General features: G+C 69.2%; 21 protein-coding genes. 14 read left to right on the top strand and 7 right to left on the bottom strand.

All coding sequences use genetic code 11. The features are described 5' to 3' along the window. From BLW81_RS28330 to BLW81_RS28315, 4 genes are read right to left on the bottom strand one after another with little or no spacing between them, the layout of a single operon-like run. On the bottom strand, nt 1–1,497 hold the full coding sequence (locus BLW81_RS28330; protein ID WP_083410093.1) for a flavin-containing monooxygenase: 1,497 nt from the start codon (nt 1,495–1,497) through the stop codon (nt 1–3). Nucleotide 1,498: 1 nt separating this feature from the next. Beyond that, complete coding sequence (locus BLW81_RS28325) at nt 1,499–2,419, bottom strand: ferritin family protein (protein WP_083410092.1); 921 nt, start codon at nt 2,417–2,419, stop codon at nt 1,499–1,501. 11 nt (nt 2,420–2,430) lie between these two features. Further along, entirely contained in the window at nt 2,431–3,252 is an 822-nt protein-coding gene (locus BLW81_RS28320; protein ID WP_083410091.1) for an SDR family NAD(P)-dependent oxidoreductase, read from the bottom strand. A gap of 4 nt (nt 3,253–3,256) precedes the next feature. After that, a complete protein-coding gene (locus tag BLW81_RS28315; protein ID WP_235632119.1) occupies nt 3,257–4,249 on the bottom strand; it encodes an alpha/beta hydrolase in 993 nt (330 codons plus the stop codon). Between the two features lie 167 nt (nt 4,250–4,416). On the opposite strand from BLW81_RS28315, the gene BLW81_RS28310 reads away from it, so the two are divergent. Genes BLW81_RS28310 through BLW81_RS28300 form a run of 3 tightly spaced genes read left to right on the top strand, consistent with a single transcriptional unit; the run spans nt 4,417 to nt 6,952 of the window. Next, a complete protein-coding gene (locus tag BLW81_RS28310; protein WP_083410090.1) occupies nt 4,417–5,100 on the top strand; it encodes a DnaE2-dependent mutagenesis accessory factor ImuA' in 684 nt (227 codons plus the stop codon). Then, nucleotides 5,097–6,683 (top strand): DNA polymerase Y family protein, encoded by a 1,587-nt coding sequence (locus BLW81_RS28305; protein WP_083410089.1) that lies wholly within the window; start codon nt 5,097–5,099, stop codon nt 6,681–6,683. The genes BLW81_RS28310 and BLW81_RS28305 overlap by 4 nt, the downstream gene beginning before the upstream one ends. 29 nt (nt 6,684–6,712) lie before the next feature. After that, a complete protein-coding gene (locus tag BLW81_RS28300; protein WP_083410088.1) occupies nt 6,713–6,952 on the top strand; it encodes a DUF6480 family protein in 240 nt (79 codons plus the stop codon). Here BLW81_RS28300 and BLW81_RS28295 read toward each other — a convergent pair. Continuing rightward, on the bottom strand, nt 6,949–7,989 hold the full coding sequence (locus BLW81_RS28295; protein ID WP_083410087.1) for a nucleoside hydrolase: 1,041 nt from the start codon (nt 7,987–7,989) through the stop codon (nt 6,949–6,951). The two genes, BLW81_RS28300 and BLW81_RS28295, sit on opposite strands and share 4 nt — an antisense overlap. A gap of 49 nt (nt 7,990–8,038) precedes the next feature. Here BLW81_RS28295 and BLW81_RS28290 point away from each other — a divergent pair, with 49 nt between their 5' ends. The 3 genes from BLW81_RS28290 (at nt 8,039) to BLW81_RS28280 (ending at nt 13,245) form a co-directional block, all read left to right on the top strand. Then, entirely contained in the window at nt 8,039–8,908 is an 870-nt protein-coding gene (locus BLW81_RS28290) for a MaoC family dehydratase (protein ID WP_083410086.1), read from the top strand. Nucleotides 8,909–8,965: 57 nt separating this feature from the next. Beyond that, nucleotides 8,966–9,853: a universal stress protein gene (locus BLW81_RS28285; protein WP_083410085.1), complete on the top strand. Its 888-nt coding sequence runs from the start codon at nt 8,966–8,968 to the stop codon at nt 9,851–9,853. A gap of 101 nt (nt 9,854–9,954) precedes the next feature. Next, entirely contained in the window at nt 9,955–13,245 is a 3,291-nt protein-coding gene (locus BLW81_RS28280) for an error-prone DNA polymerase (protein ID WP_083410084.1), read from the top strand. 74 nt (nt 13,246–13,319) lie between these two features. Here BLW81_RS28280 and BLW81_RS28275 read toward each other — a convergent pair whose 3' ends face one another. After that, a complete protein-coding gene (locus BLW81_RS28275) occupies nt 13,320–15,368 on the bottom strand; it encodes a glycoside hydrolase family protein (RefSeq protein WP_083410083.1) in 2,049 nt (682 codons plus the stop codon). Nucleotides 15,369–16,001: 633 nt separating this feature from the next. Between BLW81_RS28275 and BLW81_RS28270 the strand changes: the two genes are divergently transcribed. Then, nucleotides 16,002–17,138, top strand: a complete 1,137-nt coding sequence (locus BLW81_RS28270; protein ID WP_083410082.1) for an MFS transporter — start codon at nt 16,002–16,004, stop codon at nt 17,136–17,138. A gap of 25 nt (nt 17,139–17,163) precedes the next feature. Next, nucleotides 17,164–17,805 carry a nitroreductase family protein gene (locus BLW81_RS28265; RefSeq protein WP_083410081.1) on the top strand — a complete coding sequence of 214 codons (642 nt, stop codon included), beginning with the start codon at nt 17,164–17,166 and terminating at the stop codon, nt 17,803–17,805. A gap of 3 nt (nt 17,806–17,808) precedes the next feature. Here BLW81_RS28265 and BLW81_RS28260 read toward each other — a convergent pair whose 3' ends face one another. Then, the gene (locus BLW81_RS28260) at nt 17,809–18,273 is read right to left on the bottom strand and encodes a tRNA (cytidine(34)-2'-O)-methyltransferase (protein WP_083410080.1); all 465 of its coding nucleotides are present in this window, start codon (nt 18,271–18,273) and stop codon (nt 17,809–17,811) included. A 52-nt stretch (nt 18,274–18,325) separates the two neighbouring features. On the opposite strand from BLW81_RS28260, the gene BLW81_RS28255 reads away from it, so the two are divergent. From BLW81_RS28255 to BLW81_RS28230, 6 genes are all read left to right on the top strand, one after another. Further along, nucleotides 18,326–18,931 (top strand): class I SAM-dependent methyltransferase, encoded by a 606-nt coding sequence (locus BLW81_RS28255; protein ID WP_083410079.1) that lies wholly within the window; start codon nt 18,326–18,328, stop codon nt 18,929–18,931. A 263-nt stretch (nt 18,932–19,194) separates the two neighbouring features. Beyond that, entirely contained in the window at nt 19,195–22,026 is a 2,832-nt protein-coding gene (locus tag BLW81_RS28250) for a HAMP domain-containing sensor histidine kinase (protein WP_083410078.1), read from the top strand. After that, nucleotides 22,023–22,442, top strand: coding sequence for a roadblock/LC7 domain-containing protein (locus BLW81_RS28245; RefSeq protein ID WP_083410077.1), 420 nt, complete (start codon nt 22,023–22,025; stop codon nt 22,440–22,442). The genes BLW81_RS28250 and BLW81_RS28245 overlap by 4 nt, the downstream gene beginning before the upstream one ends. A 7-nt stretch (nt 22,443–22,449) precedes the next feature. Beyond that, nucleotides 22,450–22,854 carry a DUF742 domain-containing protein gene (locus BLW81_RS28240; RefSeq protein ID WP_083410076.1) on the top strand — a complete coding sequence of 135 codons (405 nt, stop codon included), beginning with the start codon at nt 22,450–22,452 and terminating at the stop codon, nt 22,852–22,854. Continuing rightward, nucleotides 22,835–23,407 carry a GTP-binding protein gene (locus tag BLW81_RS28235; protein ID WP_083410075.1) on the top strand — a complete coding sequence of 191 codons (573 nt, stop codon included), beginning with the start codon at nt 22,835–22,837 and terminating at the stop codon, nt 23,405–23,407. The genes BLW81_RS28240 and BLW81_RS28235 overlap by 20 nt, the downstream gene beginning before the upstream one ends. A gap of 4 nt (nt 23,408–23,411) precedes the next feature. Then, nucleotides 23,412–23,975: a pentapeptide repeat-containing protein gene (locus BLW81_RS28230; protein ID WP_083410074.1), complete on the top strand. Its 564-nt coding sequence runs from the start codon at nt 23,412–23,414 to the stop codon at nt 23,973–23,975. Nucleotides 23,976–24,001: the final 26 nt, after the last annotated feature.

Raw genomic sequence — 24,001 nt, 5'->3', positions numbered from 1 at the left:
TCAGGCCGGCGTCGGCACCGCGTGCAGCGCGTCCCGCGTGATCGCGACGTAGTCGGAGGTCCGGAAGTCCCGCATCTGTCGAAGATACTGGGTGGCGAACCCGGGGTACATCGCGGCGTTGTATCCGTCGGCGGTGAGGTACCAGCTGCTGCATCCCGACATCCAGGTGGTTTTGGTGAGCCGCTTCTGCAGCCGCTCGTTGTAGCGCTGCTGCACGTCCTTGCGCACGTCGAGATAGCGCAACCGCTGGCCGAGAATGGTGGTGATGGCTCGTACCGTGTAGTCGAGCTGGCCCTCCACGTACACCAGCAGCGAGTTGTGCCCTGGCCCGGAATTGGGGCCGGTCATGAAGAACAGATTGGGATAGCCGTGGGCGTTGACGGTCTTGAATGCCTGTGCGCCGCCGGCCCATTCGTCAGCCAGCGACCGTCCGCCGATTCCGGTGACCGGGTAGGGCGGTCCGGTGAGGTGAACGTCGTAGCCCGTGGCGAAGACGATCGCGTCGAGGTGGTGTTCTATCCCGTCGCTGGTACGGATGCCGACCGGACTGACCGTGGCGATCGGCCAGTCGATGAGCTTGCAGTTGTTGCGTTGCAGCGCAGGATAGTAGTCGTTGGACATCAGCATCCGCTTGCAGCCGGGGGTGAAGTTCGGGGTGAGCTGTCGGCGCAGCCACGGGTCGGAGACCTGCTGACGCAGATGCGCCTTGGCCAGCCGGGCCACCAGACCGGTCAGGGGTGTGTCCCACACCAGCGCCGTTGCGGTGAGCTCGTGGCCCCAGAAGACTGCCTGCCGCGCAACTTGTTGTACCGCAGGTATTCTGGCAAACAACGCCTGCGCCACCGGTGGGGTGGCGATGTCAAGGCGCGGCAGCACCCAGCCCGGTGTCCGTTGGAACACCTTGACGAAGTCCGCCCGCTTGACCAGTTCAGGGACGATCTGCACCGCGCTGGCGCCGGTCCCGACGACGGCCACCCGCTTGCCGGTGAAGTCGTAGTCGTGGTCCCAGTCGGCGCTGTGGATCTTGTGGCCCCGGTACGACTCGAGACCGCGGATGTCGGGCCACCTGTGGTCCGGCAGCGGACCAGAGGCCAGCACCACGGTGCGCGCGCGAAAAGCACGCGCTCGTTTGCCTTTGACCTGCACCGTCCAGATGCCTTGTGCCTCGTCGAAATGCAGACCGCTGACTTCGGTGCGGAACCGGATGAACCGCCGCAGCCCGAAATCGTCGACCATGTGTTCGATGTGGGCGCAGATCTCATCGCCCGGCGCATACGATCGCGACCAGTTCGGGTTCTTGACGAAAGAGAACGAGTACAACAGCGACGGGATGTCGCAGGCGGCACCGGGATAGGTGTTGTCGCGCCAGGTGCCCCCGACGCGGTCGCCGCGCTCGAGGATGACGAGGTCGTTCACCCCGGCTTCGGTCAATTTGATCGCGGCACCGATGCCGGTGAAGCCGGCGCCGACCACGAGCGTGTCGTAGATCTTCTCCATGTCAGGCCGCCGGCTCGTGGGTGACCTCTTTGACCCAGCTCGGCACCGATGGCAGCAGCGGCCGCGGGTAGCGGTCCGACAACCACACCATCGAGTTCGCCAGCAGGTGATACGGATGGCGCGGGTTGGTGACCACCGCGGCGTAGCGCCGCAGGAACAGATAGGTGGGCACCCGTCGGGTGTGCTCACCGCGATCGCCGAGTTCTTTGAACCGCTTGACCGCCCGATACAACCGCTCGGGTTCCATCCCCATGGCGACGATCTCGTTACGGATGCGGTTGATCAGCGGCGCGCCCATGATGGCACCGATGATGAGGCCGGGGGTGGCGTTGTGGCCGACGAAGTCGATGAGCAACCGCCGGACCTTGGCGTGGCCGATCATGTTGAGCACCTCGAAATCGACTACCAGATGCCTGGATTCGTCGTTGTTGATCTTCTCGAAGACCTGGTGGCAGACCGGGTCGTCGACCTCGTCGAGCAGGAACTTCAGCAGCGCACCGTCGAGCGCTACCTCGAGCATGGGGATGACGGTGCCGAGCAGTGACAGCGGCATGTCGTCGGCCCAGCGATCCAGCCAGTCGATGGCCAGGCGGATGTTGACGTTGGGTTCGGGCACCTCACCGTCTTCGAGCATGCCCCAGCGCTTCATCAGCGCCAGTTCGGCGTTCGCGTGGCGCTGCTCCTCGGCGTGGAAGTAGCGGTAGATCTCCGCGATCGTCGGGGTCGGCGCCTTCTTGGCCAGTGCGGCGAATCCGCGCGCGCCGATGTTCTCGATCCAGCACAGGTCGGCCATGAAGGCCTTGAGCTGAGGACGCTGTTCATCGGTGATCAGCTCGGCACCCGGTGCATCCCAGTCGATGTCGGCCAGCGCCCACTGCCGGTCCTTGATCTTGGCCAGCATCGCGTCCATGTCGATCGCCATCTCGATTCTCCTTACGTAGTGACGCGGGTGGTCAGGCCGACGGCGCGGGTGTACACCGTCGGGGTGAAACGTTTGATGCCCCAGCCGATCCGGGCATCGGGTTGCGGCATGCAGTACAGGCCGCCGCGGTCATGGGTGTCCAGGCACATGCGGGCGACCCGTTCGGGTGAGAAGCCGGTCCAGCGCATCAGGCGATCGGCCAGTTGGGTGGAGCGGTCAGAGATCCGGCCCGCCTCGACGATATTGGTCTTGACGAACGTCGGGCACAGCGCGGTCACGTGAACGCCGGTTCCGCTGAGTTCGGCGGCCAGGGTTTCCGACAGCGACAGCACGCCCGCCTTGCTGACGTTGTAGGCCGCCATCCCGGGCGCCGCGCCGAAGGCGGCGGCGGAGGCGACGTTGATGACACCACCGAACCCGGCCCGCTTCATCATCGGTGCGAACACATGGCAGCCGTGAACAGGCCCCCACAGGTTGACGTCGAGCACCCAGTGCCAGTCGTCGATCTCGGTCTCGCCGATCGGCAGTCCGCCTGCGCCGACGCCGGCGTTGTTGATCACCAGGGTGGGGGGACCGTCGAACCAGGTTTGCGCCTCGTCGGCCAGTCGTCGCACGTCATCGAGTTCGGTAACATCACACCGAACCGAAATAGCCTGTCCGCCAGAAGTATTGATTACCTCGGCGGTGACCTCGGCGGATCCTTCGTCGACGTCGCTGCACACCACCCGGCCGCCGCGGCGGGCGAGTTCGGCGGCGAAGGCGGCACCGATTCCGCTGCCCGCTCCTGTGATGACGGCGTCGGCGTTGCGGCTACGTCGGCGTCCGAAAATCATGACCTCACCCCGCAATCTGGTCGATGTCGTCGGCGCGCAGCGACCGCGCGATGAACGCGGCGATCCTGCGCATGGCGGGGGCCGCCTCGGCGGTCAACCGCGGTAGGGCCTGGAACACGTGCACCTGGTCCGGCCACACCTCGAGGTCGCAGGTGCCGCCGGCGGCACGGATGCCGTCGGTGAGCGCGATGGCGTCGGCGGCCAGCATTTCGGCGCCACCGGCCTGGATCAGCGTCGGTGGCAGGACCCGACCGGACGCGACGTCGAGGCGAAGCCGGGCGTGGGTGGAATCGATGCCGGCGCAATACAACTCGATGAGCCGCCGGGCATCGCGGGACCGGATGGCGGGATCGCGGCGCACGGTCTCGCGAGCTCTGGCCAGCTCGAACGTCAAATCTAGCAGGGGAGACAGCAGCACCAGTGCCGCGGGATGTGCGGTGGCGGGCTGCAGGAGCAGATCCACCGCCAGGTGACCGCCCGCGGAATCGCCTGCGATGACGACCCGGCCGGCCCGCAATCCCTGTTCGGTGGTCAGCCACTCCCAACCGGTGCGGACATCGTCTGCGGCGGTGGGAAATCGGTGTCGGGGAGCGAGTCGGTAGTCGATGCTGAAGACCGGCAGGCCGGTCAACGTCGACACCCAGGACGCAAGACGGCGGTGCGTCCGCGGCGAACAGAGGGCGTAGCCGCTGCCGTGCACGTAGTAGACGGCCGCGTCGGTGCCACGGCGGGGCACTTTCGCGCCGTACACCCATTCGCCGACTACGCGGTTTCCGCGTGCGGTTCGGGTGTCGACCCGGCGCACCCGAGTACCGGACAGCGATGGTCCGAAGGTATCCATCACGCGCGCCACGATCTGGCGGGAACACCACAGTCCCCAGGCTTGGTCAGGCGGAAGGACGGCGCTGATCTGGCGCAAGGTCAGGCTGCTGATCGCTGCCGCACCGCGGGCGCGCAGCGAACCGCGCGACGGCAGGGCGGGCTCTTCTGTGAGCACCGCCTTAGTGCAACAGCCAATGATGACATTTGTCAATGTCAGCAATTTTCAATGGCGATAGTGCAGGGCGTCTGCGCGCTTGACGCTGTCGGTGGGTGGGTGTTTACTCGGTGTATCGAACATACATTCGAATGACCGGTGATTCTGATGATGCAGGAGGTGCTGCTGTGACTGCTGCGGCGGACCTGAATCACCGTCAGCTTACCCGGGCTGAACAGGTCGAACACCTGCGCCGCAAGATGGCGGCGGTCTCCAGCAAGGTCGGCGGCGGGCGACGCGGCGCGGCGCAGGACGCCGACCCGCTTCCCGACTCGGAAACTTTGCTGCCAGTGCCCGAAACGCTGGCCGAACTCCTCCCGAAGCCGTTGCCGCGGGGGACGGTGGCAGTGGTGTCGGGGGCCCGGTCGCTGCCGCTGAGCATGGTGGCGGCGGTGACGGCAGAGGGCGGGCACGCCGCGATCGTCGGCCAACCCGACGTCGGTCTGCTGGCGGCCGTGGAGATGGGCGCCGACCTGAGCCGTATCGCGGTCATTCCCGAACCCGGCGCCGATCCGGTCGAGGTGGCCGCCGTGCTGATGGACGGCATGGACATGGTCGTGCTCGGCCTGGCTGGACGGGCGGTGCCTGCCACCCGCGCCCGGGCGGTGGTGGCCAGGGCCCGGCAGAAGGGGTGCACGCTGCTGGTCACCGATGGGGACTGGCAGGGGGCGGCCACCCGGCTGGAGGCCCGGGTGAGCGGCTATGAGATCACGGGTCACGGGCGTCCCGGGTTCGGCCGCATCAGCCGGGTCCGGCTCGCCATGCGGGCGGCCGGTCGAGCTTTCGGTCCCGCCCGTGCGGTCGGCGGATGAGTGCTTCGCGTGTGCTGGCCATCTGGTGCATGGACTGGCCGGCCGTCGCCGCGGCCGCCGCAGCCGACCTGCCGTCCACCGCCTCGATCGCGGTGACGCTGGCCAACCGGGTCATCGCGTGTTCGGCGGCGGCCCGGTCGGTCGGGGTGCGGCGCGGTCTGCGCCGCCGCGAAGCGCAGGCCCGCTGTCCGGAACTGCACGTGGCCGCCGCCGACCCGGCCCGCGACGCCCGGCACTTCGAGCAGGTGACGCTCGCGGTGGACGACTTGGTGCCGCGGGCCGAGGTGCTGCGGCCGGGTCTGCTGGTGCTGCCGGTCCGAGGGGCGGCCCGCTACTTCGGCTCCGAGCAGGACGCCGCCGAACGTCTGGTCGACGCGGTCGCCGCCGCCGGGGCCGAATGCCAGGTCGGGATCGCCGACCAGTTGCCCACCGCGGTCTTCGCCGCGCGGGCGGGCCGGATCGTCGAGCCCGGCCAGGACGCGCAGTTCCTGTCACCGCTGTCGATCCGCCAGCTGGCCACCGAGCCCAGCCTGGCCGAGCCCGGCCGCGAGGATCTGGCTGACCTGTTGTGGCGCATGGGAATTCGCACCGTCGGGCAGTTCGCCGCGCTGTCCCGCAGCGATGTGGCGTCGCGGTTCGGCGCCGACGCGGTGGCCGCGCACCAGCTCGCCTGCGGGGAGCCGACGCGGGGCCCGTCGGGTCGCGAACCCGAACCCGAACTCGACGCCGTGATGGACTGTGACCCGCCGATCGACCGGGTGGACGCCGCAGCCTTCGCAGGCCGGTCGCTGGCGGCCGACCTGCACCGCACCCTGGCGGCGGCGGGCGTGGGCTGCACCCGGTTGGCCATCCGCGCCATCACCGCCGACGGCAAAGAGCTGGAACGGGTTTGGCGCTGTGCCGAACCGCTGACCGAGGACGCCACCGCCGACCGGGTGCGCTGGCAGCTGGACGGCTGGCTGAACCGGCGCAACCCCAACGACCGGCCCACAGCGCCGATCACCGTGCTGCGGCTGCGCCCGGTGGAGGTGGTCTCGGCCGAGGCGCTTCAGTTGCCGCTGTGGGGTGGAGTTGGCGAAGAGGACCGGCTGCGGGCCCGCCGCGCGCTGGTGCGCGTGCAGGGTCTGCTCGGGCCGGAAGCGGTGCAGGTTCCGGTGCTCAGCGGCGGCCGCGGACCCGCCGAACGCATCACGCTCACCCCGTTCGGGGACGAACCGGTGCCGCGGGCCGACCCGGCACAGCCGTGGCCCGGTCAGCTGCCCGAGCCGTCGCCGACGGTGCTGCTCGACGATCCCGTCGACCTGTTCGACGCCGACGACCGCCCGGTGCGGGTGACCGCGCGCGGGTTGTTCTCCGCCGATCCGTCGCGGCTGGCCGCGCCGGGCAAGGCGGTCACGACGGGCCGGTTGGCCTGGTGGGCCGGGCCGTGGCCGGTCGACGAGCGGTGGTGGGATCCCGAACAGGTCAAGGCCGGCCGCACCGCGCGGGCGCAGGTGCTGCTCGACCGTGACGGCCGGCCCGGTCAGGCCTTGCTGCTGTGCTACCGGCAGCGGCGCTGGTATGTCGAAGGGATTTATGAATGATGACCGGATGAGCGGGTATCCGCTTTTCGATGACCGCCATACCTCCGGACCCCGATCCCGCTGACGTCCCCGACCTCGAGCCTGGTGGCGGTGTGCCGCCCGGGTCGACGCCGCCGGACTCCGACCAGACCTCGGGCATCGGCGCCGTGGAGTCGCCGCCGGGGCGCAGCCGCTGGACGCCGACGGCGGTCATCAGCGTCATCGCGATCGCGATCTTTGTGCTGCTGTTCCTGTCCGCAGTGGTGTGGGTGCTGATGGGCGGGCTCTAGGAGCCGACCTGCCGGGCGAACGCTCCGACGCGGTCGATGAACCGGTCGAAGAACACGCCGGGATCAACGCCGACGCCGACAAGCGCGTTGTGCTCGCGGCCCCACCGGTTGCTCCAGTCGGCGATCGTCATCCCGCGCGTCAGCGTGCCGGTCAGTTCGACGTCGACGGTGGTGGCCCGGCACTCGACCAGGCTCGGGTCCAACGCCACCGCCGCGGCCAACGGGTCGTGCAGGTGCGCCAGATACCCCTCGCCCTGGTCGTGGTGGAACTCGAAGTAGAACCGCATCGCGTCCTCGAGTACCGCGATCAACGGGTTGGCTGATGCGGACCGGGCGCCGCGCTCGTCGTGCACACTCATCGGATCCGCGGTGACGCCCGCCGCCGTCGCGAGCCGGTTGAGCAGCGCCGGCGTCATCGCGATGTTCTCGGTCAGGTTCAGCCCCAACACAATCGGCAGGTGTGCCGGTGGCCGCCCGCCCCACGCCGCGGTCCATCCGCCGAACACCTCGGCCGCGGCTTCAGGGTCGACGCTGATGTTCCACTCGGCCACCGGGGTGGTGTTCCCCCGGTAGTCGAACGCCCCGCCCATGATCACCAACCGGCGCAGCAGTGTCGGCAGCGCAGGCTCTTTGCGTAGGGCCAGCGCCAGGTTGGTCAGCGGGCCGACGGCTATCGCGATCAGTTCACCCGGATGCGACTGTGCCGCACGCACCCACGCATCTGCAGCGTCATGGCCGGTGAGCCGCTGTTCGGTGGCGGGCAACCGGGCGTACCCCATGCCCTGCGGGCCGTGGGTGTCCTCCGCGGTGCGCAGCGGTGTGCTCAGCGGTGCCTCGGCGCCCTGCGACACCGGGATGCCCGACAACCCGCACAGCTGCAGCAGGCCCAGGTTGTTGCGGCAAACCTGGTGCACCGGAACGTTTCCCGCCGTCGACGCGATGCCCACCACCTCGGCGTCGTCGCTGGCGAACAGATACGTCAGCGCCATCGCGTCGTCCACGCCGGTGTCGACGTCGGCGAAGACCGGGTGCGTCACCCCGACAACGATAGGGCACGCGGTGAGGCGAAGCGGCTATCGTCCGGGTATGCCACTCGACCCCAAAGCCATCGGCGCCCAGACCGAACCCCACCTGTTCGAATGGACGGACCGTGACACGCTCCTCTACGCGCTGGGCGTCGGCGCGGGGACCGACGATCTCGTGTTCACCACCGAGAACAGCCACGGCGTCGAACAGCAGGTGCTGCCCACCTACGCGGTGATCGCGTGCCTGCCGTTCGCGGCGATCGGTCTGGTCGGTTCGTTCAACTTCGCGATGCTGCTGCACGGATCGCAGGGCATCAGGCTCTACGAACCGCTCAAGCCGGCGGGCAGGCTCAGCGTCGTCGCCGAAGTCGTCGACCTCCAGGACAAGGGCGAGGGCAAGAACGCGATCGTGATGCTCAAGGCGACGGGCACCGATCCCGACACCTCCGCCGTCGTCACCGAGACCTTCACGACCGCAGTCCTGCGCGGCGAAGGGGGATTCGGCGGGCAACCGGGTCAGCGCCCCGTCGCCCCGCAGATCCCCGAGCGGGCGCCCGACGCGCGAATCTCGTTGCCCACCAGGGAGGATCAAGCACTCATCTACCGGCTCTCCGGTGACCGCAACCCGCTGCACAGCGATCCCTGGTTCGCCCGCGAGCTGGCCGGATTCCCGAAGCCGATCCTGCACGGGCTGTGCAGTTACGGGGTGGCGGGCCGCGCGCTGGTCGCCGAGCTCGGCGGCGGCGATGCGAGAAAGGTCCGCGCCATCGACGCCCGGTTCACCTCGCCGGTGTTCCCGGGAGAGACGTTGACGACGTCGATCTGGCGGACCGAGGCCGGCCGCGCGGTGTTCCGCACCGAGGCGGCCGGTCCCGACGGTTCCAACACCCGGCTGGTCCTCGAGGACGGTGCCGCCGAATACACGGACTGACCGTCATTTGGTCGATCCGCAGGCATCGAGCGCCGCCGATTGACAGGATGATCGACCATGAGGTTCGTCGTTGGTTATCTGGCCACCCCGGGCGGTGCCGATGCGGTGGCGCTCGGCGTGCGGTTCGCCCGCACCCTCGGCGCCGAGCTGGATTTGTGCATGGTGCTGCCGCCGGACCGGGTGGCGCCGTCGATCAAACCGGTCGGCGACTTCGAACAGCACCTCGCCGCCCAGGCGCAGGAGTGGCTCGCCGAGGCCGCGGCCACGGTGCCCGACGACGTCACGGTCCGCACCCACGTCCGGATCGACGACTCGTCGGCCGACGGGCTGATCCAGGAGGCCGCCCGCGTCGAGGCCGACATGATCATCGTCGGCGGGGCGGGCGGCGGCCTGGCCGGCAGCTACTCGCTCGGTTCGGTGGTCAACGGACTGCTGCATTCGGCACCCCTGCCCGTCGCGGTGGCGCCGCGCGGAACGCGCAATTCGACAGTCGATCGGGTCCACGAGGCGACGTGCGCGATCGGCGAACGCGATGGCGCAGATGTCCTGCTGGACACCGCCGTTCGGTACAGCTTGGCGGCAGGGACCCCGCTGCGGCTGGTGTCGCTGGTGGCGCTGGACCCGACGTTCGGCGTGCTGCGCGCGGACGGCGACGCGGTGCGGCAGCGGGCGCTGGCGCACGCGGAGGCCGTACTCGAATCCGCCAAGGCCGAATTGCCCGACGGGTTCCCGGTGACCTCGACCATCGTGGAGGGGACGACGGTCGAGGACGCGGTGGGCAAGCTGGACTGGCAGGACGGCGACTTGATCATGGTGGGGTCCAGCCGGTTGAGCGCCCCGCGGCGGTTGTTCCTCGGGTCGACGGCGGCCAAGATGCTGCGGGTGCTCGACGTGCCGATGGTCGTGGTGCCGCGCGACCAACTGGGGCGCGACGACCTGCCGTGACGCGTTGACTCTGCGCTGAGGGCGCGTTATCGGCCGGTTTGGGGGCCCTAGCCGCAGAGTCGACCATTCAAGATCGAACGCATGTTCGATAGACTGTCGGCATGAGCTGGCATCTCGGGCCGCCGACCTGGGCGGAGATGGAGCGGGTGCTCAACAGCAAACCGCGCCGCGCCGGCTGGCCCATCGACCAGCAGATCGGCGACGGGGGCGACAGCCCGGCCTGGTCGCGCAAGCGGGGAGAGTACCAGGCGCTCGACGTGCAACGGCCCACGTCGACGGTCCCGTACGCCGAACTGCACGCGCATTCCGCCTACAGCTTCCTCGACGGCGCCAGCACGCCGGAGGAACTCGTCGAGGAAGCGGTCCGGCTGGACCTGCGCGCGATCGCGCTGACCGACCACGACGGGCTCTACGGCGTGGTCCGGTTCGCCGAAGCCGCTAAGGAACTGCAGATGTCGACGGTGTTCGGCGCGGAACTGTCGCTGAGCGGCGGTGACCGCACCGAGGATCCCGACCCGCCAGGCCCGCACCTGCTGGTGCTGGCGCGCGGCCCGGAGGGCTACCGGCGGCTGTCCCGCGAACTCGCCAAGGCGCACCTCGCAGGCGGGGAGAAGGGAATCCTGCGCTACGACTACGACGCGCTGACCGAGGCGGCGGGCGGGCACTGGCACATTCTCACCGGCTGTCGCAAAGGCCATGTCCGGCACGCGCTTTCGACGGGTGGACCCGAAGCCGCTAACAAGGCGCTGGCCGACCTGGTGGACCGGTTCGGCCGCGACCGGGTCAGCGTCGAACTCACCCACCACGGGCATCCGTGTGACGACGAGCGCAACGCGGTGCTGGCCGAGCTGGCGCCGCGGTTCGGCCTTGGCGTGGTGGCCACCACCGCGGCTCACTTCGCCGAACCGTCGCGGGGCCGGCTGGCGATGGCGATGGGCGCGATCCGCGCCCGCAACTCGATGGACGAGGCCGCCGGTTTCCTTGCACCGCTGGGTGGTTCGCATCTGCGGTCGGGTGTGGAGATGGCGCGGCTGTTCGCCGACCGGCCCGAGGTGGTGACGGCCGCGGCCGACCTCGGCGAGCAGTGCGCGTTCGAACTCGCGCTGATCGCGCCGCGACTACCGCCGTTCGACGTGCCGGCCGGGCACACCGAGGACAGCTGGCTGCGGCACCTGGTGATGGAGGGCGCCCGCAGACGCTATGGTCCGCCCGCGCGGGCGCCGCGGGCCTACGCGCAGATCGAACATGAGCTGAAGGTCATCGAGCAGCTGAACTTCCCGGGTTACTTCCTGGTGGTCCACGACATCACCCGGTTCTGCAAGGAGAACGGCATCCTGGCGCAGGGCAGGGGATCGGCGGCCAACTCCGCGGTCTGCTACGCGCTCGGGGTCACCAACGTCGACCCGGTCGCCAACGAGTTGCTGTTCGAGCGGTTTCTGTCGCCCGCCCGCGACGGTCCACCCGACATCGACATCGACATCGAATCGGACTTGCGCGAGAACGCGATTCAGTACGTCTACCAGCGCTACGGCCGCGACTACGCCGCGCAGGTGGCCAACGTGATCACCTACCGGGGCCGCAGCGCGGTGCGCGACATGGCCAGGGCGCTGGGCTTCTCCCAGGGCCAGCAGGACGCGTGGAGCAAGCAACTCGGCCAGTGGGGCAACCTGTCCGAGGCGCCGCACACCGAGGACATTCCCGAACAGGTGATCGACCTGGCCAAGCAGGTGTCGAACCTGCCGCGGCACATGGGAATCCACTCCGGCGGCATGGTGATCTGCGACCGGCCGATCGCCGACGTGTGCCCGGTCGAGTGGGCCCGGATGGAGAACCGCAGCGTGCTGCAGTGGGACAAGGACGACTGCGCGGCCATCGGACTGGTCAAGTTCGACATGCTCGGGCTCGGCATGCTCTCGGCGCTGCACTACTGCATCGACCTGGTGCGTGAGCACAAGGGCATCGACGTCGACCTCGCACACCTGGATCTGTCCGAGCCCGCGGTGTACGAGATGCTGCAGAAGGCCGACTCCGTCGGGGTGTTTCAGGTGGAGTCGCGCGCGCAGATGGCCACCCTGCCCCGGCTGAAGCCGCGGGTGTTCTACGACCTGGTCGTCGAGGTAGCGCTGATCCGCCCGGGCCCGATCCAGGGCGGATCGGTGCACCCGTACATCAAGCGGCGCAACGGCGAAGAGACGATCACCTACGACCACCCGTCGATGGAACCGGCGCTGCACAAGACGCTGGGCGTGCCGCTGTTCCAGGAGCAGTTGATGCAGCTGGCGGTGGACTGCGCGGGGTTCACCGCCGCCGAGGCCGACCAGCTGCGCCGGGCGATGGGGTCCAAGCGCTCCACCGAGCGGATGCGCCGGTTGCGGGGCCGGTTCTACGACGGGATGCGCCAGCGGCACGGCATCACCGGAGAGGTGGCCGACCGCATCTACGAGAAGCTGGAGGCGTTCGCGAATTTCGGCTTCCCCGAGAGCCATTCGCTGAGCTTCGCGTCGCTGGTGTTCTACTCGTCGTGGTTCAAGCTGCACCACCCCGCCGCGTTCTGCGCCGCGCTGTTGCGGGCCCAGCCGATGGGCTTCTACTCGCCGCAGACGCTGGTGGCCGACGCGCGCAGGCACGGCGTCACGGTCCACGGACCCGACGTCAACGCCAGCCTCGCGCACGCCACGTTGGAGAACGCGGGCACCGAGGTCAGGTTGGGCCTGGGCAACGTCCGCCACATCGGCGACGAACTGGCGGAGCGGATCGTCGAGGAACGCGCACAGGGCGCGTTCACCTCCCTGCTGGACCTGACCCAGCGGGTGCAACTGTCGGTGCCGCAGACCGAGGCGCTGGCCACCGCGGGCGCACTGGGTTGCTTCGGGATCACCCGCCGCGAAGGGTTGTGGGCGGCGGGCGCGGCCGCGAGTCAACGTCCCGACCGGCTGCCGGGAGTGGGTGCGTCGTCGCATGTTCCGGCGCTGCCCGGGATGACCGAACTCGAGTTGGCGGCCGCCGACGTGTGGGCCACCGGCGTCTCGCCCGACAGCTTCCCGACGCAGTTCCTGCGCGAGGATCTCGACGCTCTCGGAGTGGTCTGCGCGGACCGCCTGTTGAGCGTGCCCGACGGTTCGCGGGTGCTGATCGCCGGGGCCGTGACACACCGGCAGCGGCCCGCGACAGCGCAGGGGGTCACGTTTCTCAACCTCGAGGACGAGACCGGGATGGTCAACGTCGTGTGCTCACGCGGGGTGTGGGCACGCCACCGCAAGCTGGCGCAGACGGCGGCGGCCCTGCTGGTGCGCGGCCGGGTGCAGAACGCGACCGGGGCCGTGACAGTCGTCGCCGAGCGTCTGGGTCAGCTCACGATGGCGGTCGGCTCCAGATCCCGCGACTTCCGCTGACCGGACACGGGTCAAACGAAAGCCGCCCCGGCACAAGGCCGGGGCGGCTCTCGAATGACGATCGGGCCTACCGGTCAGCTCTCGCTGCTGGAGTCGGCACTGGACGTATCCGCCGAGTCGTCGGTGTCGTCCGCCGTCTCGGTCGAGGGTGCACTGTCCTTGGCGTCGTCGACGTCACCGTCGTCATCGCCGGTCCCACCCGGCCGCGCCACGATCCCGACCCGCACATCGGGTTGGCGTGACTTGGTCGCAGCCTCATCGGCGAGGTCGGTGTCGTCATCCGTGGCGACCACCGGATCAGCTGTACCCGTGCCGGTTTCGTCCTCCCTTGTCTCGTCAGTCACCGAGTCGACCTCGGTCGGCATTGCGCCGGGGTTCGACTCCTCATCGGCAGCCGACCCCTCGACGGCAACCGCTTCCTGTTCACTCGCCGGCACCTCCACCGGGGACGTGACCTCGGGTGCCGAGACCGGTTCGACCTCGACCGTCGGTGCGGTCTCGACCACCACGGGCTCCGACTCGACGGTCTCGACGGCCGTCTTCGATGCGTCCGCCGACTCCTCACCGCCCACGACGTCAGCCGTGGGTTCCTGGGTTTCGGCGGCCAGCGCCGACGCCGCCGTCCTCGCACCCGCGGCGACGGCGTCCTGAACCTCGGGCGCCAGTGCCGGCGCCACGGCGCTACGCGGATTGAAGATCGACGCGATCGCCTGCGCCACCGCCCGCATCATCGCGTTGACCGAGTTCACCAGACCTTCGACCTGCTGCTGGAACAGCTGCACGGTCGCCCGGATCTGCTCGAAGAACGCCTGCATCGCCTGGGCGATCGCCTCGCCCAGGTTGCTCGGGCCACCGCTTGCGGGCGGCGGGTCCGTCGGATTCGTCGGATCGGCGAGGAAGTCCTTGAGCCACTTGGCCGCTTCCTTGGCGATCCACTCGCCGGTGAGGATGTCGTACTTGAACAGGCCCAACGACGTCGCCTCGGTCAGTTCACCGTTCAGATACGCGTCGCGCAGCGTGTACAGGAACGCCGGACCGGCGTAGTTGGTGCCGTCCTCGTCTTCGAGTTTGGCCCAGGCATCGAGGAAGTCCTTGATGTAGTCCCGCTGCTGATCCTCGGTGACTCCGTTGAGCCCGAACGTGGGCAGGCCGTACTCCGTTGCCCAGATGCGCAGGTCCGCATCACCGTTGGCGAGCATCAGCTGCCGGATCGCGATGACCTGTTCCAGCGGCGAGTTGATCTTCCACGGCTCGCTGTTGGTGACCTCGCCCTCGGAGAACGGCAGGCTGTAGTGATACGGGTGGAACGACAGCGCGTCGAAGTAGCCCTGAGCCCCACTGGCGTACATGGTCGCGACGAACGCGCGCGGGTCCAGCGTCAGCAGCGGCGTGGTGACGACCGCGCCCAACACGCCCGCGACAACCAGCGGGTCGTTGGGGTCGTCACCATTGACGTTCTTGATCGCGGTGTAGGCCGCCTTGAGGACCTCGGTGTAAAGGGCCGCATCGATATTCGGCGCCCAGCCCGTCACCGCATTCGGCTCGTTCCAGATCTCGTACGCGCCGACCTTGTCGCCGTAGCGTTCGACGACCCGGGCCGCGTACTCGGCATACAGTTCCGGATCCGGGGCTTCCTCGAAGCCGATCGTCGCCCACGGTTCGGGGAATGCGCTGCCCCATTCGGGTGCGTGGTTGAGCACACCGAGCACGGCCATGCCGCGCTCGGGCGCGCGGTTGATGATGTAGTCCGAACGGGCCCAGTACGACTGCTCGATGGGCGACGCCACGGTGCCCGGCGGGCCCCACGGCTCGTTGCCACGCCACGGGATGATGACGCGGACGGTGTCGATGCCCAACTGCTGCATCGCTTCGAGGTGCTCGTCCATCGCGGCGTAATCGGGCTGGCCGGCCGGCGTCGTCAACTCCCAGATGTGTGAGTCGGCCATACCGACCGTCGACCCGGACTCCTCGATGGCAGCGGTCAGCACATAGGGCATCGCGACCAGCCGACGCTTGTCGCTGAGCAAATCATTTGGGGCCATGAGCATGGCGGCCATCGGGACCATCATGATCACCGCCAGTACCGCGCTCCAACGCCGCCGCGGCGGAGTCCACCACCTCATGCTTGCTCCCTTCAGACCTCGTTCGGTGCGCCATAGGTCGAGTTATGTCCCTCAAATTAACCGAACAGCAAGCCAGCTTCCCCCTTTTTTGACGAATGCGGTAATTGATCTTGGGCGCTGAGGTCGGGTTAACTTCGCTGGCAGATCACGGATTGCGAAACTGCACGAAACTAGCAATTTTCAGCACCTCGACACACCCCGGCACCAGTTTCGCCGTGCTGCGCGGATAGTGACTGTGAACTGGCCATATGCAGCGAAAAATCGTCGCTAGGCTGATCCGCGCGCAAACCGCTCTCGCCCTGCTGATGCGAATTCAGCAAAGCGCTCAATGTGCGCGTAGCAATTACAGACATCGTTTGTTGTCATTGTCGGGTCCGTACCTGGATGGGCTGGCTCCCGACTACACGGCCGGCCGCGGCACCGCTCGCGACGCCGCGAGCGGAGATCCGCGCGGCGGCTCGCCCCAGCCCGCAGCGACTCCCGCCGCGGATATCGGTGCACGCCGGTGAGAACCGGCTCGTGGCCCGCCTGGAACCGCGCCCCGCGGCAGTCGAGTGACTTCACAGCAAACTTGATGCAGTCGCTTCGCCGGTCCGAGATGACCGGGCGAGAAGGGGTCGCTAACGTTGAACGGTGCGGCGACCCGGCTTACTTCTCATCGGCGCGGGCACCGCGCTCATTGCGTGTTGTTACGGCTTCGGCCGGTTCTCCTACGGGTTGTTCGGGCCCGTGTTCGCCGAGACGTTCGGCCTCAACGCCACGATCACGGGTGTGATCGGGGCGGGCAGCTACGTCGGATACTGCGCGGCCATCGTCGCCAGCCTGCTGCTGACCGACCGACTCGGACCGCGCACAGTCGCCGTCGCGGCCGGAGTGGTTGCCGCAGTGGGCATCTCGATCATCGCGCTGGCGCCGACGGCGTGGATACTGGCGGTCGGGGTGTTGGTCGCCGGCTGCAGCACGGGGATCGTGTCGCCGCCGCTGGCCGCGGCGGTCGCCGAGCATGTGCCCGCGGAGTCAGCCGACCGGGCTCAGACCGTGGTCAACGGCGGCACCGGGATCGGCGTGGTGCTGTCGGCGCCCATCGCGCTGCTGCTGCTGAGCCACTGGCGCGGCGCCTGGGCGATCTTCGCCGCGATCACCGCGATCGTCACCGTGTGGGTGTACCGGTCCATCCCCCCGTCGCGACAGCGCCGCAGCGGGTTGGTCGTCGAGCAGCCCTGGCGCGCAGGAACATTCGCGATGCTGGCGGCCTCGCTGCTGACGGGGTTGGGCAGCGTCGCCGTGTGGACGTTCGGCCGCGACCTGATCACCACGGTCGGCGGTGCGGATGCCACGCGGTCGTCGTTGATGTGGATCGTGATAGGCGCCGCGGGGATCGTCGGCGCGCTGGCCGGTGACGCCGCGCAGCGCATCGGCCTGCACCGGGCGTGGGTCCTCGCCACGGCGACGATGGCGGCGGCGTCGCTCCTGCTCGCCGCGGCACCGTCCCATCTGGCGGTGATCGTCGCGGCGTCGACCTTGTTCGGCGGGGCCTACATCGCGCTGACCGGGCTGGTGCTGCTGTGGAGCGCGCGGTTGTATCCGGACAGCACCTCGTTCGGAGTCGGGTTGGGGTTCTTCACGATCGCGGCCGGGCAGGCCGTCGGCGCCCCCGCCGCCGGTGCGCTGATCGACGCGACCGGAGCCAGGACGGCGTTCGTCGTCATCGCCCTGATCGGGTTGTGCGCGGCGGCCGTGCGGCCGGTCCGCTCGCAGGTGAGGTCCTGAACCCCGGCGAATGTAGGGTCGAAGGATGCCGTTGAACCTGTCCGCCGACGAAGTCCTGACCACCACGCGTTCGGTCCGCAAGCGGCTCGACCTGGAGAAGCCGGTGCCGCGCGAGGTGCTTCTCGAATGCCTCGACATCGCGCTGCAGGCGCCGACGGGTTCCAACGCCCAGGGTTGGCAGTGGGTGTTCGTCGACGACCCCGACAAGAAGAAGGCGCTCGCCGACATCTACCGGCACAACGCCACGCCGTATCTCGACGCGCCGAAACCCGAATTCGGCGACACCCGCGACGAGCAACGCCCGCTGGTGACCGAGTCCGCGAAGTACCTCAACGACCACCTGCACGAGGTGCCGGTCATGCTGATCCCGTGCCTGGAGGGCCGCCCCGACGGCGCCCCCGCCGGGCAGAGCGCCGGGTTCTGGGGCTCGCTGCTGCCCGCGGTGTGGAGCTACATGCTCGCGTTGCGGGAGCGGGGTCTGGGCTCGGCGTGGACGACACTGCACCTGCTCGGCAAGGGCGAGAAGTTGGCCGCCGACGTGCTCGAAATCCCCTACGAGCAGTACAGCCAGGGTGGCCTGTTCCCGATCGCCTACACCAAGGGCACCGACTTCCGGCGCGCGAAGCGGCTGCCCGCCGAGCAGTTCGCGCACTTCAACACCTGGTGAGTATCAGACCGCGCCGGTGAACCCGTGCTGGCGCCAGGCCTCGTACACCACGACGGCGGCGGCGTTCGACAGGTTCAGTGAGCGACGACCGGCGAGCATCGGGATCCGCAGCTGCGCGGTGACGTGCGGGTCGGCCAGCGTCGCGGCGTCCAGGCCCGTCGGTTCGGGGCCGAACATCAGCACGTCGCCGGGCTGGTAGGCGACGTCGGTGAACGACGTCGTCGCGTGCGCGGTGAAGGCATAGACCCGCTGCGGCGCCAGCGCCCGCCAGGCGGCCGGCAGGTCGGGGTGCACGGTGACCGACGCCAGATCGTGGTAATCCAGCCCCGCGCGGCGCAGTTTCGGCTCGGACAGGTCGAACCCGAGCGGCTCGACGAGGTGCAGTTCGGCGCCCGTCGCCGCGACCATCCGGATCGCATTGCCGGTATTGGGGGCGATGCGCGGCGAATAGAACAGCAGCCGAAACACTCGACGAATCTACGCTGCGACCGCACGGGTCGGGCATGGCAATAATGAGGGCATGGTCGCGCAGAGTCTCTGGATGCAGAAGGTCGCGGCCGACCCCGCGCACTCCCGCTGGTACATCGAGCGGTTCCGCGCCATGGCGCGCGCCGGCGAGGACCTGACCGGCGAGGCCCGCTTCGTCGACGCGATCGCGCCCCGCGACGCGCACATCCTCGACGCCGGCTGCGGACCCGGTCGCGTCGGTGGCTACCTGGCCACGGTCGGTCACCGCGTCGTCGGCGTCGACGTCGACCCGGCGCTCATCGAGGCCGCCGAACAGGATCATCCCGGACCGCGCTGGCTCGTCGGCGATCTCGCCGAGCTCGACCTGTCCGCGCACGGCATCACCGAGCGGTTCGACGTGATCGTGTCCGCCGGCAACGTGATGACGTTCCTCGCGCCGAGCACCCGCGGCCTGGTGCTGTCCCGGCTGCGGGCCCACCTGCGCGACGACGGCCGTGCCGTCATCGGGTTCGGCGCCGGGCGGGACTACGCATTCGCCGACTTCCTCGATGATGCGGCCGGCGCGGGTTTCGCCGCCGACCTGCTGTTGTCGACCTGGGACGCGCGGCCGTTCACCGACGACGCCGACTTCCTCGTGGCGGTCCTGCGGCCCGCCTGACCCCGTCGCATCACGGTTGCGTTCCGGTATTTGCTCGAATCAGCACAACCACTTCCGACCTGCGGGTTTGAACTCTGTCTGTTCAGTAAGAATTGTGGAACCCGGTTCACATCGCTGGCATACTCGATCAATTGCCAGGGGCCGAGCGCGCCCGCCGGGGGTGGGCAATAGCAACTGGAGAAGCTGAAATCAGCAGGAAGTCAGATGAACGACGCGCCATTACTGAAATTCGGATCGCCGACCGATAACGCGGGCTGCCGACGATGAGCGCGTTCTCCCAGCTCAAGCAGGCCGACGGCACGCTGGTGGATTTCGACCGCGAGAAGGCGCCACCCGTGCAGCGGCCGTCGCGCTGGGCGCTGTCCAATTGGCCCGTCCGGTGGAAAGTATTGGCGATCGTATTGGTGCCGCTGATATTGGCCGGAACGTTCGGCGGCTTGCGAATCTACGGAAGTGCGACGGCCGAAACGGATTTGCGTCGCGCCGCCGATCGCGCCGAAATGGTGCCCGCGATCGAGAACTACATGGCCTCGCTGGAAGGCGCGATGCTCGCCGCGCCCACCGGAGGCGACCCGCAGGCCGCGCTGAGCACGTTCGACAGCAGCCGCCAGGACCTGCAGCGCCGGCTGTCCGACACCGACATCGCCCCCGACGTCCGCGAGGGCGTGACCACCTTGATCGACGACGGCCAGGCGCTGATGGACAAGGTGACCGCCAACAGCATCGGGCTGCGCGACAGCATCCAGGCCTATGCGCTGCTGTTGCTGCCCGCCGAGGACACGGTGACGGCGTCGGTCCGCGTCGACGACGAACGCATCCGCGCCGAGACCGTCGGGGTGTCCCGCGCGATCGGCGCGCGCGGCCAGATGATGATGCAGCGGCTGGCGCTGACCCGCGGCGCCGAACTGCCCGAACCCGAGTTGCGGACCGCGGTGATCGCGCTGGCGGGCACCGAGCCGTCGACGCTGTTGGGGATGAGCCAGGTACTCGGCGTCGGCTCGCCGGATGCGCAGAAGCTGCAGGCCGAGTTCGTCAAACGGATGGCGCTGATGACCAATCCGGCAGTGCCGCTGGTCAACAACCCCGAACTGCTGGCGTCGGTGGACGCCACCGATCAGATCGCCCGCCAGATCATCGACCGCACCACCGGCTCGATCACCGCCGCCGTCGAGCAGAAGGCCGCCGAGCAACGCAGCACGCTGATCCGCGACGCCGCCATCGTCGGCGCCGCGCTGTTGCTCGCGCTGATCGTCGTGGTGCTGGTCGCGCGCTCGCTGGTGCGCCCGCTGCGCCGGCTGCGCGACAGCGCGCTCAAGGTGGCCCACGACGACCTGACCCGCGAGATCGAGCAGGTCCGCGCCGGCGGTGACGCCGCGCCGATCGAACCGATCCCCGTGCACACCTCCGAGGAGGTCGGACAGGTCGCGCACGCCGTCGACGAACTGCACGAGCAGGCCGTGTTCCTGGCCGCCGAGCAGTCCCGGCTGCAGCTGCAGATCGGCGACATGTTCGAGACGCTGTCGCGGCGCAGCCGCTCCCTGGTCGACCAGCAGCTGTCGCTGATCGACCGCCTCGAACGCGACGAAGAGGACCCCGACCGGCTGGAAAGCCTGTTCCGGCTGGACCACCTGGCCGCCCGGATGCGCCGCAACGGCGCCAACCTGCTGGTGCTGTCCGGGGCGAAGGTGCCGCGCGAGCAGGCCGAGCCCGTGCCGGTGTCCGCGGTGATCAACGCGGCGGCCTCCGAGGTCGAGGACTACACCCGGGTGGTGACCGCGACCGTGCCGGACAGCGAGGTCACCGGCGCCGTCGCCGGCGACCTGGTCCACCTGCTGGCCGAACTGCTCGACAACGCGCTGCGGTATTCGCCGCCGATCTCGCAGGTGCGGGTGTCGGCGGTGCACACCGCCAACGGCGGGCTGGTCATCGAGGTCAGCGACATCGGTCTCGGGATGACCGAATCCGACCTGCGGGTGGCCAACACCCGCCTGCAGTCCGGCGGCGAGGTCAACCCGTACACCGCGCGGCACATGGGCCTGTTCGTGGTCGGGCGGCTGGCCGCGCAGCACGGGCTGGTGGTGCGGCTGCGGAGCACCGTCAACGGCGAGCCGAACTCCGGCACCACCGCCGGGGTGTACGTGCCCGCCGAACTGTTGACCCACGCCGGCCGGCCGGACCAGTTCAGCGCACCCGACTACGCGACCCCGGCCGACGCGCACGCCGGCATCGCGACGGCCCTGGCGCTCGACGAGGACCATCTCGACGAGAACCATGAGGCGCCCGCGCATGCCGAGCAGCACGACCCGTACGCCGACCAGGGCGGGCGGTACGACGACGAACTCAACGGCCACTTCGAGGTGCCGGTTTCGCTGCTGCCGCAACGAAATCCGGGTGCCAGCGGGATCTCCGACGTTCCCGGCTCGCTGACCGCGCCGCCCGCCGAGGTGTATCAGGAGGAGTGGCCGGCGGATTCCATGCCCGCCCAGACGCCCGAACCGCCGGTCGCACCGGAGCCGGTCGCACCCGAGCCGGTCCGGCCGACCGACACCTCCGGATTCTTCGCCGCACGCGCGCAGGTCGCCCCCGACCCGGCACCGCAGCCGGCACCCGAGCCGGTGCGCTCGGAGCCCGCGCCCGCGTCCGACGACGGGGGTTCCGACGATGCGATCTACCAGAAGATGCTGTCCGAATGGCTGGTCGACCCGACCGAACTCGCCAACAGCGAAGACCTGAACTGGGAGTCGGTCTGGGACCGCGGCTGGTCGGTCGCGGCCGCCGCCGACGAGGCGCCGGTCACCCAGGTCACCGACGAGGGCCTGCCGGTCCGCGAACCGGGGGCCAGGTTGGTGCCGGGCGCGGCCGACCTCGCGGACCGCATGTTCGGCGACCCCCAGCAGCGCAACGGGGGTGCCCACCGCAGCGAGCAGGTAGCATCGGCGGCTGAGTTCGGGGGCGACCCGGGATCCGCGCCCGGCGCGGAACCGTCTCCGCCGCGTGATCCCGAGGCCGTCCGGGCGAGCATCAGCAGCCACTTCGGCGGGGTGCGCGCCGGCCGCTCGCACGCCAGAGAGACCAGAGGAACAGAGACCGAATGACCTACCCGCCCCGTCCGTCGCAGCGCGAATCGCTCGACTGGCTGGTGTCGAAGTTCGCCCGCGACGTCGCCGGGGTGGCGCACGCGGTGCTGGTGTCGGCCGACGGGCTGCTGATGGCCGCCAGCGAGCACATCCCGACCGAGCGCGCCGACCAACTCGCGGCCGTCGCCTCGGGGCTGGCCAGCCTGTCCACCGGTGCCGCGCAGTTGTTCGACGGCGGTCACGTGCTGCAGTCGGTGGTGGAGATGGAGCACGGCTACCTGCTGCTGATGCGCGTCGGCGACGGGTCGAACCTGGCCACGTTGGCGACCCGCAACTGCGATATCGGCCAAATCGGTTACGAGATGGCCATTCTGGTCGAGCGGGTGGGCACCGTCGTCCAGTCGGCACGACGACGCGCACCGCAGCACTCGTGAGCGGCCCATGGACGAACCAGTGGGAGGGGACGGCGCCGCCGGGCATCCGCTGTGGGAGCAGGACGCCGGCGACCAGCCGAGCCTGGTCCGGCCGTACATCCTGACCTCGGGCCGCACCACGTCGCGCGTCGACCTTCCGCTCGAGGCGCCGATCGAGACGCTCGAGGCGGCCGAGCCGCAGTGGCCGGGCGGCGATGTGCGCGGCCAGATCGTCGCGATGTGCGTCGAACATCCGTCGGTCGCCGAGATCGCCGCGAAGTTATCCTTGCCGCTCGGCGTGGCGCGGGTGCTGATCGGGGATCTGGTGCTGCAGGGTTATGTCGCGGTGCGCGGCACCTTGACCGAGTCGAGCACGCTCGACGAACGACGTGAGTTGATAGGAAGGACACTGCGTGGCCTCAGGGCACTCTGACGCTGCGTCGACGAAGATCGTCATCTCGGGCGGCTTCGGCGCCGGCAAGACGACGTTCGTCGGCGCCGTCTCCGAGATCATGCCGCTGCGCACCGAGGCTTTGGTCACCAACGCCTCGGCGGGACTCGACGGGCTCGACGCCACGCCGGACAAGAACACCACGACCGTGGCGATGGACTTCGGCCGCATCACCCTCGCAGATGACCTGGTGCTGTACCTGTTCGGCACCCCGGGGCAGCGCCGGTTCTGGTTCATGTGGGACGACCTGGTGCGCGGAGCGATCGGGGCGATCGTGCTGGTCGACGTGCGCCGCCTGCAGGACAGCTTCGCCGCGGTCGACTTCTTCGAGGCCCGCAGGCTTCCGTTCCTCGTCGCGATCAACCAATTCGACGACGCGCCACGGCATCCGGTGGCCGCGGTGCGTAAGGCGCTGGCGCTGCCCGAGCACATCCCGGTGATCACCGTCGACGCCCGTGACCGCCAGTCGGCCAAGGCGGCGCTCATCGCAATCACCGAGTACGCCCTCGCCAGCCTCAGCGCGCTGCCGGGTTGACTCGGTGTCCGAGGACGAAACAGTCTGGGCCGAAGAGGAATTCAGCGGCCGCGATTTCCGCGACGAGGACCTCAGCCGGTTGCGCACCGAGCGGGTGGTGTTCGACGAATGCGACTTCCGCGGCGTCGACCTCACCGAGTCCGAGCACGTCGGGTCGGCGTTCCGCAACTGCCGCTTTGAGCGGGCCACGTTGCACCACAGCAGCTTCCGTCAGTGCAGCATGCTCGGATCCGTCTTCACCGAGAGCCGGTTGCGGCCGGTGACCTTCGCGGAAGTGGATCTGACGTTGGCCGTGCTGGGCGGCTGCGATCTGCGTGGCGTCGACCTGAGCGGGTGCCGGCTACGCGAGGCGAGCCTCGTCGACACCGATCTGCGCAAAGCGGTGCTGCGCACCGCGGACCTGACCGGTGCGCGCGTGCAGAACGCCCGGTTCGACGACGCCGACCTGCGCGCCGCCCGCATCGATCCCACGTTGTGGACTACGGCGAGCCTGCGCGGCGCGAAGATCGACATCGACCAGGCCGTGGCCTACGCCGTCGCGCACGGCCTCGACATCCACGGCGAATAGTCCGTGACTGCGAGCGCCGTGCCCGA

Source organism: Mycolicibacterium rutilum, assembly GCF_900108565.1.
Classification (GTDB): Bacteria; Actinomycetota; Actinomycetes; order Mycobacteriales; family Mycobacteriaceae; genus Mycobacterium; species Mycobacterium rutilum.
This window is presented reverse-complemented; position numbering and strand designations above follow the sequence as displayed.

Bases quoted from the DNA above. Each gene is read 5' to 3' on its own strand.
- BLW81_RS28330 (WP_083410093.1), bottom strand. From the start codon at position 1,497: ATGGAGAAGATCTACGACACGCTCGTGGTCGGCGCCGGCTTCACCGGC.
- BLW81_RS28325 (WP_083410092.1), bottom strand. From the start codon at position 2,419: ATGGCGATCGACATGGACGCGATGCTGGCCAAGATCAAGGACCGGCAG.
- BLW81_RS28320 (WP_083410091.1), bottom strand. From the start codon at position 3,252: ATGATTTTCGGACGCCGACGTAGCCGCAACGCCGACGCCGTCATCACA.
- BLW81_RS28305 (WP_083410089.1), top strand. From the start codon at position 5,097: ATGAGTGCTTCGCGTGTGCTGGCCATCTGGTGCATGGACTGGCCGGCC.
- BLW81_RS28300 (WP_083410088.1), top strand. From the start codon at position 6,713: ATGACCGCCATACCTCCGGACCCCGATCCCGCTGACGTCCCCGACCTC.
- BLW81_RS28290 (WP_083410086.1), top strand. From the start codon at position 8,039: ATGCCACTCGACCCCAAAGCCATCGGCGCCCAGACCGAACCCCACCTG.
- BLW81_RS28285 (WP_083410085.1), top strand. From the start codon at position 8,966: ATGAGGTTCGTCGTTGGTTATCTGGCCACCCCGGGCGGTGCCGATGCG.
- BLW81_RS28280 (WP_083410084.1), top strand. From the start codon at position 9,955: ATGAGCTGGCATCTCGGGCCGCCGACCTGGGCGGAGATGGAGCGGGTG.
- BLW81_RS28275 (WP_083410083.1), bottom strand. From the start codon at position 15,368: ATGAGGTGGTGGACTCCGCCGCGGCGGCGTTGGAGCGCGGTACTGGCG.
- BLW81_RS28265 (WP_083410081.1), top strand. From the start codon at position 17,164: ATGCCGTTGAACCTGTCCGCCGACGAAGTCCTGACCACCACGCGTTCG.
- BLW81_RS28255 (WP_083410079.1), top strand. From the start codon at position 18,326: ATGGTCGCGCAGAGTCTCTGGATGCAGAAGGTCGCGGCCGACCCCGCG.
- BLW81_RS28250 (WP_083410078.1), top strand. From the start codon at position 19,195: ATGAGCGCGTTCTCCCAGCTCAAGCAGGCCGACGGCACGCTGGTGGAT.
- BLW81_RS28245 (WP_083410077.1), top strand. From the start codon at position 22,023: ATGACCTACCCGCCCCGTCCGTCGCAGCGCGAATCGCTCGACTGGCTG.
- BLW81_RS28240 (WP_083410076.1), top strand. From the start codon at position 22,450: ATGGACGAACCAGTGGGAGGGGACGGCGCCGCCGGGCATCCGCTGTGG.